This window comes from Paraburkholderia sp. XV, assembly GCF_020177535.1.
GTDB classification, from domain to species: Bacteria; Pseudomonadota; Gammaproteobacteria; order Burkholderiales; family Burkholderiaceae; genus Paraburkholderia; species Paraburkholderia caribensis.
The window spans coordinates 1-15,971 of record NZ_JAGUUD010000063.1 but is presented as its reverse complement, the minus strand read 5'-3'; the positions used below and the strand labels follow the sequence as shown (position 1 = coordinate 15,971).

Annotated in this window: 13 protein-coding genes; 8 read left to right on the top strand and 5 right to left on the bottom strand. The window is 63.0% G+C overall.

What is annotated here, in order from left to right:
* Positions 1-3 precede the first annotated feature (3 nt).
* The 4 genes from KFO72_RS25595 to KFO72_RS25580 all read right to left on the bottom strand — a co-directional run bounded on the left by KFO72_RS25595 (position 4) and on the right by KFO72_RS25580 (position 3,538).
* The gene (locus KFO72_RS25595) at positions 4-753 is read right to left on the bottom strand and encodes an SDR family oxidoreductase (protein ID WP_054933340.1); all 750 of its coding nucleotides are present in this window, start codon (positions 751-753) and stop codon (positions 4-6) included.
* An 81-nt stretch (positions 754-834) separates the two neighbouring features.
* Positions 835-1,794, bottom strand: coding sequence for a GlxA family transcriptional regulator (locus KFO72_RS25590; protein WP_060604781.1), 960 nt, complete (start codon positions 1,792-1,794; stop codon positions 835-837).
* A gap of 217 nt (positions 1,795-2,011) precedes the next feature.
* Positions 2,012-2,362, bottom strand: coding sequence for a BON domain-containing protein (locus tag KFO72_RS25585; protein WP_054933325.1), 351 nt, complete (start codon positions 2,360-2,362; stop codon positions 2,012-2,014).
* Between the two features lie 60 nt (positions 2,363-2,422).
* Positions 2,423-3,538 carry a porin gene (locus KFO72_RS25580; protein WP_225033328.1) on the bottom strand — a complete coding sequence of 372 codons (1,116 nt, stop codon included), beginning with the start codon at positions 3,536-3,538 and terminating at the stop codon, positions 2,423-2,425.
* A gap of 211 nt (positions 3,539-3,749) precedes the next feature.
* On the opposite strand from KFO72_RS25580, the gene KFO72_RS25575 reads away from it, so the two are divergent.
* From KFO72_RS25575 to KFO72_RS25560, 4 genes are all read left to right on the top strand, one after another.
* Entirely contained in the window at positions 3,750-4,676 is a 927-nt protein-coding gene (locus tag KFO72_RS25575) for a LysR family transcriptional regulator (protein ID WP_054933327.1), read from the top strand.
* Positions 4,677-4,786: 110 nt separating this feature from the next.
* Complete coding sequence (locus KFO72_RS25570) at positions 4,787-5,980, top strand: CaiB/BaiF CoA transferase family protein (RefSeq protein WP_225033327.1); 1,194 nt, start codon at positions 4,787-4,789, stop codon at positions 5,978-5,980.
* Positions 5,977-6,930, top strand: a complete 954-nt coding sequence (locus KFO72_RS25565; protein ID WP_225033326.1) for a hydroxymethylglutaryl-CoA lyase — start codon at positions 5,977-5,979, stop codon at positions 6,928-6,930. The genes KFO72_RS25570 and KFO72_RS25565 overlap by 4 nt, the downstream gene beginning before the upstream one ends.
* Positions 6,931-6,992: 62 nt before the next feature.
* Positions 6,993-8,333, top strand: coding sequence for an MFS transporter (locus KFO72_RS25560; RefSeq protein WP_176054309.1), 1,341 nt, complete (start codon positions 6,993-6,995; stop codon positions 8,331-8,333).
* Positions 8,334-8,387: 54 nt separating this feature from the next.
* Here the strand turns inward: KFO72_RS25560 and KFO72_RS25555 are convergent, their stop codons facing one another.
* Entirely contained in the window at positions 8,388-9,113 is a 726-nt protein-coding gene (locus tag KFO72_RS25555) for a GntR family transcriptional regulator (protein WP_054933331.1), read from the bottom strand.
* A gap of 143 nt (positions 9,114-9,256) precedes the next feature.
* Between KFO72_RS25555 and KFO72_RS25550 the strand changes: the two genes are divergently transcribed.
* The 4 genes from KFO72_RS25550 (at position 9,257) to KFO72_RS25535 (ending at position 15,857) form a co-directional block, all read left to right on the top strand.
* Positions 9,257-10,477 carry a pyridoxal-phosphate-dependent aminotransferase family protein gene (locus tag KFO72_RS25550; RefSeq protein ID WP_062917250.1) on the top strand — a complete coding sequence of 407 codons (1,221 nt, stop codon included), beginning with the start codon at positions 9,257-9,259 and terminating at the stop codon, positions 10,475-10,477.
* Between the two features lie 272 nt (positions 10,478-10,749).
* Positions 10,750-12,036, top strand: coding sequence for an MFS transporter (locus tag KFO72_RS25545; protein ID WP_060604795.1), 1,287 nt, complete (start codon positions 10,750-10,752; stop codon positions 12,034-12,036).
* A 17-nt stretch (positions 12,037-12,053) separates the two neighbouring features.
* Entirely contained in the window at positions 12,054-12,803 is a 750-nt protein-coding gene (locus tag KFO72_RS25540; RefSeq protein WP_054933334.1) for a 2-keto-4-pentenoate hydratase, read from the top strand.
* A gap of 39 nt (positions 12,804-12,842) precedes the next feature.
* Entirely contained in the window at positions 12,843-15,857 is a 3,015-nt protein-coding gene (locus tag KFO72_RS25535; RefSeq protein ID WP_224102146.1) for an FAD-binding and (Fe-S)-binding domain-containing protein, read from the top strand.
* The last annotated feature ends 114 nt before the right edge of the window (positions 15,858-15,971 follow it).

The window sequence follows — 15,971 nt, the reverse complement described above, 5'->3', positions numbered from 1 at the left end:
TCCTCACCCCTGCGGCAACTCCCTCACATCCGCCGTCGCGACCGCCCCAAACGTCTCGCTCAACACGTAATCAACCAGCTTGCCCGCCGACTCTTCCGGCGTCGCCAGCTTCCCCTCTCGCTTCAGTTCTTCGAACTTCTCGCGCATCGGGAATTTCTCCAGGCCTGTCGAGCGAATCTCCGCCTGCATGTTCGTATCGACCACACCCGGCGCCACGCTGCAAATGCGCAGCGCGCGATTCTGGTCAAGCGCGACAGAACGCGCATGGTGATCGAGCGCGGCCTTCGTCGCGCAGTAAATGCTCCAGCCCGAATACGGATGCCGCGCCGCGCCGCTCGAAATATGCACGATGCGCCGGTCGGCTGCGTCCGGGCTCGCCGTGGCGAACGCGCTCGCCAGCATCAGCGGCGCCGACACGTTCAGCGTCACGGCTTGCGCAATCGCCGCAACGTCTTGCGCTTCGATGGGGCCGACCGGCTGCACCATCCCTGCATTGTTGAACAGCAATGCGGTTTGCGCGCCTCTCAGGAAGTTGCGCAACGTGTCGCCCGCGAGAAATTGCGTCAGGCGTTCGGCATCCGCCAGATCGACCGCGACCTGTTCGAAGCCGGCCTGATTCGCGAGCGCTTCGTTGCGCGAGCGCGAAATGCCGAGCACGGCGATGCCTTGTGCCAGCAGCCGTTGTGCGATCGCCTCGCCGAGGCCGCGCGTATGACCTGTGACGATGGCGCGAACGGAAGTAGTAGCGTTCATGTCGATGTGCCCGATATTCAATGAGACCGTTGACCAGTTCATCATTTTCTCACGCGCATTCGACGTGTGCAGCCGCTTCGCTTACTCGTGCCGAAAGCGCTCGCGGTATTGCTTGGGCGTCGCGCCGATGCGCTTCGTGAACACAATACGCATGCGGTCCGCCGTGCCGAAGCCGCAATCGTAGGCGATCGTCTTGAGCGCGGCGCCGCTGCTTTCCAGCAGCTTGCGCGCAGCATCCATCCGCGCGCGCTCGACGAACTCATGCGGCGTCACGCCCGTTTCCTGCACGAAGATGCGCGCGAAATTACGCGCGCTCATGCCAGCCACATCCGCGAGTTGCCTGACCGTAAAGTTGTCGCGAATGTTCGCCATCACATGGGTCTGGATTTTCGCAACAGGCGACGTTTCGTCTGCGGGTGCGGTGAGGTACGGGCTGAATTGCGATTGCCCGCCCTGGCGCTGCGAGAACACCACGAGGCGCTTCGCGACCTTCAACGCCGTCTGCGGGCCGTGATCTTCGGTGACGAGCGCGAGTGCGAGGTCGATGCCCGCCGTCACGCCCGCCGACGTCACGAGCCGATCGTCCCGCAGATAGATACGGTCGAAATCGACGCGCGCTTTCGGAAATTGCGCCGCGAGCTGCTGCGCGTGCTGCCAGTGTGTCGTGACGTTGCGATCGTCGAGCAGGCCCGCGTGACCCAGCGCGAACGCGCCCGTGCAGATCGAGCCGTAGCGTTCGCATCGCGACGCGACGTTCGCGAGCCAGTGCGTGAGACGCGCGTCGGGCGTGCTCTCCGGCAAGGCGGGACCGCCTGCGATCAGGGCGAGATCGAACGTGCTGCGCTGCTGGTCGAAGGTTTCGTCGGCGACGAACCGGATGCCGTTCGACGCGCGCAGCGGTTCGCTGTCCGCGGCGAGCAGCGTCACTTCATAGCGCGCCTTGCCGTCGATGAACAGATTCGCCTCGGCGAACACATCGAGAGGACCCGCGACATCCAGCGCCTGGACGCCCGGAAAGATCGCTATGGCAACGCTCGGCATTCAGTGACCTCGCAGACAACGCGTGATGGAAAACGGCAGCAGACGACTTGCGCGAGGGAAGAGGATAGCAAAAATGCTTGTTAGCTGATTCGGCGCGGGCAGAAGGCCGGGTTCCGTCTCACACGAACCCCGGCTTTGGATTTCCCGATGAGGGACCGCGCGACCATGCAGGATCGGTCGCGGCCCCGACGGGCATTCTTAAGATGGGTCGAGCTTCTCAGAATGTCGAAAGGGTGAGGGCATTCTCCACGGAAGCGACGCCGGGCACGCCTCGGGCGACGCGCGTTGCCAGGTCGACCTGTTCTTCCTCGGGTACCCAGCCCTCCAGCAGGATCGCTCCGTTGCGCGCGCGCACCGTAATGCCCGTCGCGCGCAGACCTTTTGCCCGCGCCAGCGCTGTCAGCACGCGCTTGCGCAGTGCCCGGTCAGCTGCCTTGCCCGATTGCGTGGCCGGGCTCGCCACTGTTCCGGATGCGCTTGCGGCACTGCTTGCCTGCGCGCATGCATGACACGAAATCGCGATGGCCACGGCGCCAGCCACGATATGAGCGGCTCGAATGATCTTCAATTTGCTGTCCTTTTATCGGTTGAATGGTTGAGCGGCGCAATCCGCGCCTCGAAGCCGCGTTCAGAAGCGATGGGTCATCCCGGCCACCGCAAGTGTCTGGCTCGTGCCGGGGCTCGACACCGCGACACCCGGCCAGCTCATCGTGGCCGTTCCGTTGTTGCGCATGTAGCCGCCGCGTGCATACAGCGCTGTGCGTTTGGAGAGACTGTGGTCTGCGCCGATCTGCACGCCCCATGTGTTGTCATGCGCGCCGCGCACGACGCGCTGGAAGCCCGCGATTTCGATCGCATCGGCAGGCGTGGCCTGGATCGTCGCGCCGAGTTCGGAGATGCTGAACGAGTGGGCCGCGTTGAGCCGCGCGGCGAGCGAACCAGCGGCCGCATCCTTGGGCCGGTGATAGCCGTAGTTGAACTGCAGATTGACGATGCCGACGCGATAGCTGAGCGCGCTGGTGAAATGCTCGGTGGACAGCGACGCAAGCATGGCAGGCAAACCCGGCACCGTCTTCGCACCCGGATGCTGGTTCTGATACGCCAGTCCCACGTAGAGTCCGTAGCCGGAATAGGTTGCGGCCAGATCGAGCATGTTGCCCGTGGAAAGCGGCAGCGGCTGGGTGACGCTGGCTGCGAGCGCATACATGCCCCAGATCTGCGCGCCACCCATGTTCGGGCTCTTGTAGATGACTGCGTTGCTCGAACGGCCGCCCGCGCTTTGCACGGCGAGTGTGTTGCGGTCCACCGTGGTTGCGGCGGCGGCCAGTGGCGACAGCACTTCGTTCGCGCGGAACGGGTCACTCGGATACAGCGCCCAGAAAGTGGGCTGATACTGGCGTCCAAGGCTGATCGAGCCGTACTTGTCGTGTGCGAGACTCACCCACGCCTGGCGATAGAACATCGCGGTCGAGTCGCCGAAGAACGCGCCGTTGTTGACGTTGTAGCCGTTTTCGACGTTGAAGACGGCCTTCAGGCCGCCGCCCAGATCCTCCGTTCCCTTCAGGCCGAAGTACGAGCCGCTGTTGCCGCCGCTGCGCTCCGACCACGACCCCTTGCCACCGTTGTTCAGATATTGGCCGAATACGTCGACCACGCCATACAGCGTCACGCCCGTTTCCGCCGCCGCCCCGCCTGCGGCCAGGAATAGCATCGCGCCTATCATGCTTCGCCTGCTCGAACACATACCTGTCTCCCGTTTTGGAACAGGCAGGCCGGCCGTCGTGCGACAGCGTCCTTACGCCCGCCTTTCGAACGACAGTGTGTCAGGCGACTTAATCAGGATAACTACCCTAAACGGGGGGCGCGCAAACCGCCGCCGCCGCTCACTACGGAGCACCGGGACGGCATTTGACGCACAATTGCGAATATTCTGTCAGTACGATAAGACTGCTGCCATGGTCCTTAAGAACCTGCTTCGCCGCCTCGACCTCACTACGCTGCAACTGTTCATCGCCGTTTATGAGGAAGGCACGCTGACGCGCGCCGCGGAACGCGAGGCCATCGCCGTGTCGGCGGCGAGCAAGCGGCTGCTCGAACTGGAGCAGGCCGTCGGCGCGACGCTGTTTCAGCGCAACGCGCGCGGCATGACGCTCACGCCGGCGGGCGAAACGCTGCTGCATCACGCGCGCCGCGTGATGCGCGGCATCGAGAACATCGGCATCGAACTCGCGGGCCACGCCAGCGGTGTGCGCGGCTACGTGCGGATGATGGCGAACCTTTCCGCGATCGTCGAATTCTTGCCCGAGGATCTGCGCGCGTTTCTCGCCGTCAACGACCGCGTGAAGATCGATCTCGAAGAGCGGCCAAGCGGCGGCGTGGTCGAGGCCGTGGCCGACAGTCTCGCCGACCTCGGCATCTGTTCCGGCGAAGCCGACGCGCGTGGCCTCGAAGTGACGCATTACCGGCACGACGTGCTGTGCGTCGTGATGCGCGACGATCATCCGCTGGCCGGCCGCGCGAGCGTCGCGTTCGAGGAAACGCTCGACAGCGATCACGTCGGCCTGCATTCGGCCAGCTCGATCAACGCGCGCACGCATATGGCCGCGCGCCAGGCGGGCAAGGCGCTGAAGCTGCGCATTCACGTGCCGGGCTTCGACGCCGTATGCCGGATGGTGCAGGCGGGCATGGGCGTCGGCGTGCTCCCCGTGAACGTGTATCGCATCATGGGCCGGCCATTGGGTCTCGTATCCGTCGCGCTCGAAGACGAATGGGCCGCGCGCAGCCTCATCATCGTGACGCGCGATTCGGCGCGTCTGTCGCCCGTCGCGAGGCTGCTGTTCGATCATCTGTCGGCGGTGGAAGCCTTGTCCGGCAAGGCTTAGCGCCGAGCGTTCGCGAACCGCGAACGGTCCTTGGCGAAATGCGGTTGGACGCCCTGGCGGCGCCCCTTCTAACCTTGTCTCCAACCTGAAACAAGATTGGAGACAGCATCATGAGTGGTCCGTTGCAGGGTATTCGCGTCGTCGAGATCGGCACGCTGATCGCGGCGCCGTTCGCCGCGCGCCTGCTCGCCGAGTTCGGCGCCGAAGTCATCAAGATCGAAGCACCCGAAACGGGCGACCCGCTGCGCAAATGGCGCAAGCTGCATGAAGGCACCTCGCTCTGGTGGTATCTGCAATCGCGCAACAAGAAGTCGATCTGCGTGAATCTGAAGTCGCCGGAAGGCGCCGACGTCGTCAAACGTCTGGCCGCCGACGCCGACGTCGTCATCGAAAACCTGCGCCCCGGCGCGCTCGAAAAGCTCGGCCTCGGCTGGGACGTGCTGCACGCAATCAACCCCAAGCTCACGATGGTCCGCATCTCCGGCTATGGCCAGACGGGCCCGTATCGCGATCGTCCCGGTTTCGGCGCGATCGGCGAAGCGATGGGCGGCATTCGCTATACGACGGGCGATGTCGACGGCGCGCCCGCTCGCGTCGGCGTGAGTCTGGGCGATTCGCTTGCTTCGCTGCACGGCGTGATCGGCGCGCTCATGTCGTTGTTGCGCGTGAAGACAGGGCAGGGCGATGGACAGGTGGTGGACGTGTCGCTGGTCGAGAGCGTCTTCAACCTGATGGAAAGCCTCGTGCCCGAGTACGATCTGCTTGGCCATGTGCGCGAGCGCAGCGGCGGCGCGCTGCCTGGCATCGCGCCGTCGAACACCTATCGCACCGAGGATGGCGGCTTTGTCGTGATCGCTGGCAATAGCGATCCGATCTTCAAGCGCCTGATGCAGGTGATCGGCCGTGCCGATCTCGCCGACGATCCCGCGCTGGCCCGCAACGACGGCCGCGTCGCGCATAGCGCGATGCTCGATGCCGCGATCGCCGCGTGGACCTCGCATCAATCCATCGACGACGTGCTGGCCGCGCTCGAACGCGCCGAAGTGCCGTCGGGCCGCATCTATTCGGTGTCCGACATCGTTGCCGATCCGCATTATCAGGCGCGCGAGATGTTGGTGAAGGCCGATTTGCCGGGCGGCGCGTCGGTGAAGATGCCGGGCATCGTGCCGAAGCTGTCGGAGACGCCGGGCGAAGTGCGCTGGCAAGGTCCGACGCTCGGCGAGCATACGTCGAGCGTGCTCGCCGATCTCGGCTATGAGCAAAGCGATATCGAGCGGCTGCGCCGCGAAGGAGCCGTGCAATGAACTACGATAACGACGACATTCAGTTCGACAAGCTGATCGTGCAGGAGGTCGCGCCGCGCGACGGCTTGCAGATCGAGCCGACCTGGGTCGAAACGGCCGACAAGATCGCGCTGATCGATCAACTGTCGACAGCGGGCTTCACGCGCATCGAGGCCGGTTCCTTCGTCTCGCCGAAAGCGATTCCCGCGTTGCGCGACGGCGAAGTGGTGTTCACGCAGATCGAGCGCCGCGCGGGCGTGATTTTCGTCGCGCTGGTGCCGAACGTGAAGGGCGCCGAGCGCGCGCTGAATGCGCGCGCGGATGAGCTGAATCTCGTGATGTCCGCGAGCCAGACACACAACCGGGCGAACATGCGGATGAGCTGTGAGGCGTCGCTGGATGCATTCGGCGACATCGTGCGGCTGGCGAAGCATTTCTCCGTGTCGTTGAATGCGACGGTGGCGACGGCGTTCGGCTGCCCGTTCGAAGGCAAGATCGACGAAGACCGTGTCGTCTCGATCGTCGAAACGTACCGTGAAATGGGCATCGACGGCATCACGCTCGCCGATACGACGGGCATGGCGAATCCACGCCAGGTCGCGCGGCTCGTCAAGCGCGTGCTGCAACGCGTGCCCGCCGACGCGCTCACGCTGCACTTCCACAACACGCGCGGGCTCGGCCTCGCGAACGTGCTGGCCGCCTATGAAGCGGGCGCGCGCCGTTTCGACGCGGCGCTCGGCGGCCTCGGCGGCTGTCCGTTCGCGCCGGGCGCATCGGGCAACATCTGCACGGAAGACCTCGTCAACCTGTGCGACGAGATCGGCATTCCGACAGGCGTCGATCTGCAGAAACTGATCGCGCTGTCGCGCACGCTGCCTGCTTTGCTCGGTCATGACGTGCCCGGCCAACTGATGAAAGCGGGCCGCAATTGCGACGTGCACCCCGTGCCCGATTACGTGCGCGCTATCTGAACATCACCCAACTGAACAACACCGACGGCGGGACGACGAATCCGGCCTGTAAGGAGACAACCATGAGCACACCAGGCGCAGTTGCGGCAGGCGGCCGTGACGACAAACTAACGGCCACGGCCGACATCATCAGAAAGGTCACGTGGCGGCTCATGCCGCTCATCATGATCTGCTATCTGTTCGCCTTCTTCGACCGCATCAACATCAGCTTCGCGAAGTTCCAGCTGCAAAGCGATCTCGGCTTTTCGGATACGGCATACGGTCTCGGCGCGAGTCTGTTCGTGATCGGCTACGTGCTGTTCGAAGTGCCGAGCAACATGCTGCTGTACAAGGTCGGCGCGCGCAGATGGATCGCGCGGATCATGATTTCGTGGGGCCTCGCGACGGCCGCAATGGTGTTCGTTCAGAACGAATGGCAGTTCTACGGCCTGCGGTTCGTGATCGGCGCCATGGAAGCGGGCTTTGCGCCCGGCGTGCTCTACTATCTGACACTGTGGTTTCCGGCGAGCTATCGCGGACGCGTGACGTCGCTGCTGTTTCTCGCCTCGGCATTCTCGGGTCTCGTCGGCGCGCCGCTCTCGGGCCTCGTGCTCGGGCAGATGGACGGCGTGTTCGGCATTCGCGGCTGGCATTGGCTGTTCATGCTCGGCGGCCTGCCTTGCATCGTGCTCGGCATCCTCGTGCTCAAGGTGCTGAAGGATCGCATCGAAGACGCGGGCTGGCTGTCGCCTGCCGAGAAGAGCTATCTGTCGAGCCAGATAGCGCAACAGACGCAGCCGACCACGCATGGTCACTCGCTGCTCGGCGCGATCCGCACGCCCGGCTTTCTGACGCTCGGCCTGATCTACTTCCTGATTCAGATCGCTTCTTATGGCCTGAATTTCTGGGCACCGCATCTGATCCGCGTCGCCGGTACGCAAAGCCCGACGATCATCGGTCTGCTGACGGCCGTGCCTTATATCTGCGGCGCGATCTGTATGGTGATCGTGGGCCGTTTGTCGGATGCATCGGGCGAGCGCCGCAAGTTCGTGAGCGGGCTGCTCGTGATGGCGGCGGTCGGTTTCTTCGCTGCGGGCTTCTTCGACAAACAGACGGTGATGCTCGTCGTGGCGCTCGCCGTGCTCGGCGCAGGCGTGATCGCTTCGATTCCCGCGTTCTGGGCGCTGCCGCCGAAACTCGTGACGGGCGCGGGCGCTGCGGGCGGTATCGCGCTGATCAATACGCTGGGTCAGTTGGGCGGTATCGTCAGCCCGGTGATGGTGGGCAGGGTGCGCGACGTGACGGGCAGCACGACGCCCGCGCTGTACGTGATCGGCGCGTTGAGCCTGATCTGCGCATTGATCATTCTGTATGGTCTGCCGCAATCGTTGCGTCAGAAGGATCACACAGGGCGCGCGGCTTGACGCTTTCGTGAGTGATCGGAAAAAACGCACGGCATCGAGCCGTGCGTTTTGCTTTCAAGCCTTCAGTTTGGCAGCCGCCGCATCTTCGCGCGACTGCACCTGCAGCACGGCATCGCGCTTGTCGAGCAAGTGCTGCCGCAAAATCGCGCTCAGACGCTTGCCGTCGCGCGCCTCCAGCGCCTTGAGCATGTCGTCGTGGTCGTGGATCGCGCTGTCCCACTTCGGAATCTGAAAGTTCGAGCGAAAGCGCAGCGCCTGCAAGCGGCGGTTCACGGCGATGTACGTCTGACGCAGCGCCGAATTGCGCGCGGCCTCGTTGATCTTGTCGTGAATCGCCTGATTGCGGCTGTAGTAACCGGCCAGATCGTTCTGCGCGCGGCACGCGAGCATCGCGTAATGCAGCGCCTTGATCTCGGTCAGTTCGGCGGCCGTCATCCGCTCCGCCGCGAGTTCGCCGGAAAACGCTTCTAGCCCGCTCATCAACTCGAACGTCTCGCGCAGTTCCGCTTCCGACATCTTCGACACCGACGCGCCGCGATTCGGCTCGATATCGATCAGGCCTTCCGCCGCGAGCACCTTCAGCGCCTCGCGCAACGGTGTGCGCGAAATGCCGAGCGTTTCGCACAGTTCGCGTTCGTTCAGTTTCTTGCCCGGCTCCAGCACGCCTTCGACGATGAAGCGCCGGATGTGTTCCACCACCGTGTCGTGCAAACGCTGGCGTTCGACCTTCGGCATCAGGGGAGGCGGTGTCAGGCCTGCATCAATGTCCGAATTTTGCATACAAAAATCCTCAAGCACGATTTGCACCGATTTTAAATCATCCAACCCGGTAGCTGACTGCGAGGGTAAACACCGCCTTGGGATTGTCACGAATCGTTTGTTATAGTTTTTTGCATGCAAAATTCAATCGAGGAGATCGACCGATGCTGAAACTCGACTTTCATCCCGCAGGCCGCCACTTTTTGCAGATTCCGGGTCCGAGCCCGGTGCCCGACCGCATCTTGCGGGCGATGAGCTATCCGACCATCGACCATCGCGGGCCAGAATTCGGCGCGCTGGGCCTGAAAGTCCTGGACGGCATCAAGAAGATCTTCAAGACGCAGCAGCCCGTGGTGATCTACCCCGCGTCGGGCACGGGCGCATGGGAAGCGGCGCTGTCGAACACGCTGAGTCCCGGCGACCACGTGCTGATGTTCGAGACGGGGCACTTCGCCACGCTGTGGAAGAAGATGGCCGAGAACCTCGGCCTGAAGCCGGAGTTTCTGGGTTTGCCGGGCATCGAAGGCTGGCGGCGCGGCGTGCAGCCGCAAATGATCGAAGCGCGCCTGCGCGAGGACACGCAACACGCGATCAAGGCCGTGTGCGTCGTGCACAACGAAACGTCCACGGGCGTGACGTCCGACATCGCCGCCGTGCGCCGTGCGATCGACGCAGCGGGCCATCCGGCGCTGCTGCTCGTCGATACGATCTCGGGCCTTGCCTGTGCCGATTATCGCCATGACGAATGGGGCGTCGACGTCACGGTGTCGGGTTCGCAGAAGGGCTTGATGCTGCCGCCGGGCATCAGCTTCAACGCCGTGTCGCCTAAGGCGATCGAAGCGGGCAAGCAGGCGAAGCTGCCGCGCGCGTTCTGGGACTGGACCGAAATCATCGAGATGAACAAGAGCGGCTACTGGCCGTACACGCCGAACACGAACCTGCTGTATGGGCTGTACGAGGCGCTCGACATGATTCTCGGCGAAGGGCTCGACAACGTGTTCGCGCGGCACGACCGTCTCGCCGAAGCATGCCGGCGCGCGGTGCGTGCATGGGGCCTCGAGATTCAATGCGCCGACCCGTCCGTGTATAGCCCGGTGCTGACGGGCGTGATGATGCCGGATGGCGTCGATGCCGATGCGGTGCGCAAGGTCATTTACGAACGCTTCGACATGTCGCTTGGCACCGGCCTCGGCAAGATGAAAGGGCGCATGTTCCGCATCGGCCATCTTGGCGATTGCAACGACCTCACGCTGATGGCGACGCTTGCCGGCGTCGAAATGGGCCTGCAGATCGCGGGCGTGCCCGTTGCGGCGAGCGGCCTGCCCGCTGCGATGGAGTTCCTGATGTCGCAGCCGAACGCACCCAAGCTGAAAGCAGCCGCTTGATTGTCCACTTAAGCAGCCGCATAAGCTGCCGATAACCAGACGACGAAGGAAGCGCAAGCGGCGACAGGTAGCTTCCTTCATCTCAGACGCAAGCCCCGAAGCACCCACGCGCCCGGCCAGCGCGACGCACAGCAGCGAACAGAAAGACAAAGACGCAAGCGAACCACCAACGCGACCAACGCCAACGGCAGACCCTGCGGACGGCGGCTCGCGCGGCATGAAGGCCGAACACGCCGTGCGAATGCCCCGTCCGCCAGCAACGGAGACAGACGATGAAGCGGTTTCGTGTAACCAGTGCGACCAGTATCGTTCTACTGATGCTATGCATCATGTACTTCATCACCTACCTTGACCGCGTCAACGTCAGCACGGCGGCGGCGGGCTTCGGCAAGGAGTTTCATCTTTCGCACACGGAAATCGGCCTTGTTTTCTCGGCCTTTGCGTATCCGTATCTGGTGTTTCAGATTATCGGCGGATGGGTCAGCGACCGTTTCGGCGCGAAGCGCACGCTGATTGCGTGCGGCGCGATCTGGGCGCTGGCAACCTTGCTGACGGGCTTCGCGGGCGGCCTCGTGTCGCTGCTGTTTGCGCGCGTGCTGCTCGGCTTCGGCGAAGGCGCGACCTTTCCGGCCGCGACGGCGGCGATGTCGCGCTGGGTCGCGAAAGAAAAACGCGGCTTCGCGCAAGGCATCACGCACGCGGCGGCGCGCATCGGCAATGCCGTTGCGCCCGGCGTGATCGTGCTGGTGATGACGACATGGGGCTGGCGCGAATCGTTCTATATCTGCGGCGCATTCAGTCTGTTGTGGGTCGTCGTCTGGGCGATGACGTTCACCGAGTATCCGAAAGAGCATCGCCGCATCACGCAGGAGGAACTCGACATCTTGCCGCCGCCCAAAGCGAAGATGGCGAACGTGCCGTGGAAAGCGCTGTTCAAACGCATGACGCCCGTGACCATCGTGTACTTCTGCTATGGCTGGACGTTGTGGCTGTTCCTGAGCTGGATTCCGCAGTACTTTCTGCATAGCTATCAACTCGACCTGAAGAAGTCGGCGATATTCGCTTCGGCGGTGTTCTTCGCCGGCGTGATCGGCGATACGCTGGGCGGCATCGTCACCGACAAGATCTTCGAGCGCACGGGCAACCTCAGGCGCGCGCGCAGCTGGATGGTGTCGATCTGCATGCTGCTCACGCTCGCGTCGCTGGTGCCGCTGATGCTCACACACAATCTTTATGTATCGATGGTGTGTCTGTCGGCGGGCTTCTTCTTCGCCGAAATGACGATCGGCCCGATGTGGGCGATTCCGATGGACATCGCGCCTGAATACTCGGGCACCGCAAGCGGCATGATGAACACGGGCTCGGCGCTCGCCGCGATCATTTCGCCCGTGCTGTCGGGCTATCTGATCGACACGTTCGGCAGCTGGGAGTTGCCGTTCGCGGGCAGCATGCTGCTGATGGCGATCGGCGTCGTGCTCGCGTTCCGCATGCAACCCGAAAGCCGTTTCGAAACCGGCGCAGAGCCGGGGGCACAACCCGCCACGCGCTTTAACGCGTGAGCCTCGCTAACGTTTGAATGACCATGCTGACTCGACAACTTGCCGACGCGCGCGCCGATCACACCACGCTCGCGTCGCTCTCGCCCGAACTGATTCCCGCCGACATGAGCGCCGCCTATGCGATCCAGCACGAGTTGCTGGCGTTGCGCGGCGCGCGGATCGGCGGCTGGAAGATCGGTGCCAAATCCGCTGAAGGCGCGATTCAGGGCGCGCCGTTGCCTTCTACCGATCTGCATGCCGACGGTGCGCGTTTGCCTCGCGCGCACTACACGCCGCTCGGACTCGAACTGGAAATCGCGTTTCGCTTCGGGCGGCATTTCGAGCCGTCGGCCAACGCGTATCACGAAGTCGAAGTGCTCGATGCAATCGATTCGATGGCCGCGACCATCGAAATCGTAGCGAGCCGCTTTGCGCAGTGGCCCAACGTCGACAAGCTCGCGCAGCTCGCGGATCTACAGAATCACGGTGCGTTGATCGTCGGCGAGTTCACGAAGTACCGGCGCGATTTTCCGTTCGTGGCGCCCGCGCTCGGCTTCACGTTCGAAGCCCAGGACGTGGTGAAGGCGACGCCATCGAACCCGTGCGGCGATCCACGCCGTCTGCTGACGTGGCTCGTCAATCACTGCACGCAACATCATCGCATTGCCGTGACGCCGGACATGATCGTCACGACGGGTTCGTATACGGGCATGTTCTTTCCGCAGCATGCGGGCACTGCGCGCGGGCATATCGACGGGCTTGCGCCTGTCAGCGTCACGCTCGAATAGTGTCGTACTACACGCCTCGCTTTTTATAGGCCGAAGCACATGTCGAATGCCGATTCTTTGCTGGTCAAGCCGATTTATCTAGTGCCGTCGTCGGCGCGCCTGAGCACGCCGTTTGCGAACCGCTTGCGCAAGGAGTTGCGCGGCGACGTGCTGTTCGATGCCGCAAGCCGTGGACGCTATTCGACAGATGCGTCGATCTATCAGATCATGCCCATCGGCGTGGTCGTGCCGCGCGATCAGGACGATCTGCTCGTCGCGCTGGACGTCGCGCGCAGCGAACGCGTGCCGCTGCTCGCGCGCGGCGCGGGTTCCAGCCAGTGCGGGCAGACGGTCGGCGAAGCGCTCGTGATCGACACCAGCAAATGGCTCAATCAGGTCATCGCGTTCGACAAGGAAAAGCGCACGGTGACGGTCGAGCCGGGGATCGTGCTCGATCATCTGAATGCGTGGCTGAAGCCGCATGGTTTGTGGTTCCCTGTCGATGTGTCGACGGCGGCGCAATGCACGATTGGCGGCATGGCGGGCAATAATTCGTGCGGTTCGCGGTCGATCGAATACGGCAACATGGTTCACAACGTCGAAGCGATCGACGCGATTCTCGCGGACGGCACGCAGGCGCATTTTGCTTCGCTGCGCGATGCGCCGCAGGGCGCGCGCCTGCAGCAGATTGTCGAAGACGTGAAGGCGATCGCGTTGCGCGAGCGCGATGAGATCGTCGCGCAGGTGCCGAAAGTGCTGCGCCGCGTGGCGGGCTATAACATCGATCTGTTCGATTGTCAGAATCCGCGCGCCTATACCGACGACGGCTTTGCCAATCTCGCGCATCTGCTGGTCGGCTCCGAAGGCACGCTTGCGTTCAGCCGCCAGTTGACGCTGAAACTCGCTCCGCTGCCTGCGCATAAGACGTTGGGCGTCGTGAACTTTCCGACGTTCTGGCAGGCGATGGACCTGACGCAACACATCGTCAAGCTCAAGCCCGTTGCCGTCGAACTGGTCGATCGCACGATGATCGATCTCGCGATGAGCAATCCCGCGTTCCGGCCGGTGATCGAGAAGGCGCTGGTCGGCAGGCCCGAAGCGGTTCTGCTCGTCGAATTCGCGGGCGAGAACCGCGATGCACAACTCGCGTCGCTGAAGCAGCTGGTGGAGCTGATGGCCGATCTTGGCTTGCCTGACTCGGTCGTGCAGATGCCCGACGCAGGCGAGCAGAAGGCGCTGTGGGAAGTGCGCAAGGCGGGTCTGAACATCATGATGAGCATGAAGGGCGACGGCAAGCCCGTGTCGTTCATCGAAGACTGCGCGGTGCCTTTGGAGCATCTTGCCGAATACACGAGCCGGCTGACCGAGGTGTTTCACCGCAACGGCACGGAGGGGACGTGGTACGCGCATGCAAGCGTCGGCACGCTGCACGTGCGGCCGATTCTCGACATGCGCCGCGACGGCGCGACGAAGATGCGTGCCATTGCCGAACAGGCGGCGGCGCTGGTGCGCGAGTACAAGGGCGCGTATTCCGGCGAACATGGCGATGGATTGTGCCGCGGCGAGTGGGTGGCGTGGCAATACGGTCCGCGCATCAATCGGGCATTCAGCGAGATCAAGGCGCTGTTCGATCCGAACAACCGGATGAACCCGGACAAGATCGTGCGTCCGCCGAAGATGGACGATGCGAGCAACTTTCGCTTCGCGCCCGGCTACAAGGTGCAGTCGTTGACGCCTGCGCTCGACTGGTCGACGTGGAATGTGGAGCGCGATCCGATGACGGGCGTGGAAACTGCGCGTGGCACGGGCAACGATCTGGCGGGCGGTCTCGCGAAGGCCGTCGAGATGTGCAACAACAACGGGCATTGCCGCAAGTTCGATGCGGGCACGATGTGTCCGAGTTATCGCGTGACGAAGGACGAGCAGCATGTCACACGCGGACGGGCGAATACGTTGCGGCTTGCGCTGTCGGGGCAGTTGGGTGATGAAGGGCTTGCCAGCCAGGACGTGAAGGACACGCTTGATCTGTGCGTCTCGTGCAAGGGCTGCAAGCGGGACTGCCCGACGGGCATCGATATGGCGAAGTTCAAGATCGAAGCGCGCGCCGCGTGGACGCAGAAGAATGGCTTGGGCTTGCGGGAAAGGATGATCGCGTTCATGCCGCGTTACGCGGCGTTGGCGGCGCGTTTGCCAGGGGTGTTTTCTATTGCGGCCGATATGCCATGGGTCAAGCGCGCGTTGGGGTTTGCGCCGCAAAGGTCGCTGCCACGGTTTGTGAAGCCTTTTTTGAGTAGTAGATATGTGAAGGCTGCTTCGTTGGGGGCGCAGAGTGCGCAAAAAGAAGTGCTGCTATTCGTCGATACGTTTAACAACAGCATCGAGCCGGAGAATGCACGCGCTGCGCAACAGGTACTCGAAGCGGCGGGTTATACCGTGTACTTCAATACTGTTGAGGGCGAGCGTCCGCTTTGCTGTGGCAGAACTTTCCTCGCAGCAGGACTCGTGGATGAAGCGAAGCGCGAGGCGCGCCGGATGCTCGATGCGTTCAGGCCTTTTGTCGAACGCGGCGTGGCGGTTGTTGGGCTGGAGCCTTCTTGTCTATTGTCGTTGCGGGATGAGTTTCTGCAGTATGGATTCGGTGAAGAGGCCGCGCGTCTGTCGAAACTTGCGATGTTGTTTGAAGAGTTTCTCGTTTCCGAGCATAAGGCTGGTCGAGTGAAGCTCGATCTGAAACCGCTCGACGACGCGAGCCAGGCGTTGGTGCATGGGCATTGTCATCAGAAGGCATTCGATGCGTTTTCGCCCGTGCAGACGGTGTTGAAGTGGATTCCCGAATTGAAAGTATCGACCGTTGAATCGTCGTGTTGCGGGATGGCTGGGAGTTTTGGGTATGAGGCGGAGCATTATGAGGCTTCGATGGCAATGGCTGAGTTGTCGTTGTTGCCTGCGGCGCGTGGGATCGATGCTCGTACTCTGATGGTCGCAGATGGGACTAGTTGTCGGCATCAGATTTTTGATGGGGCAGGGGTTGGGGCTACGCATGTTGCGAGGGTTTTGGTGCGGGCTTTGAGGTAGTCGTTCTTTTGTCTGCGACGCTGGTTGGTTTCTTTGGATTTTCGCTGGCATCCGCGTTACGTTAGCGTGCTTCAGGCGTCGCCCCTGTGCGGGGCGGCACCTACTTTTCTTTGC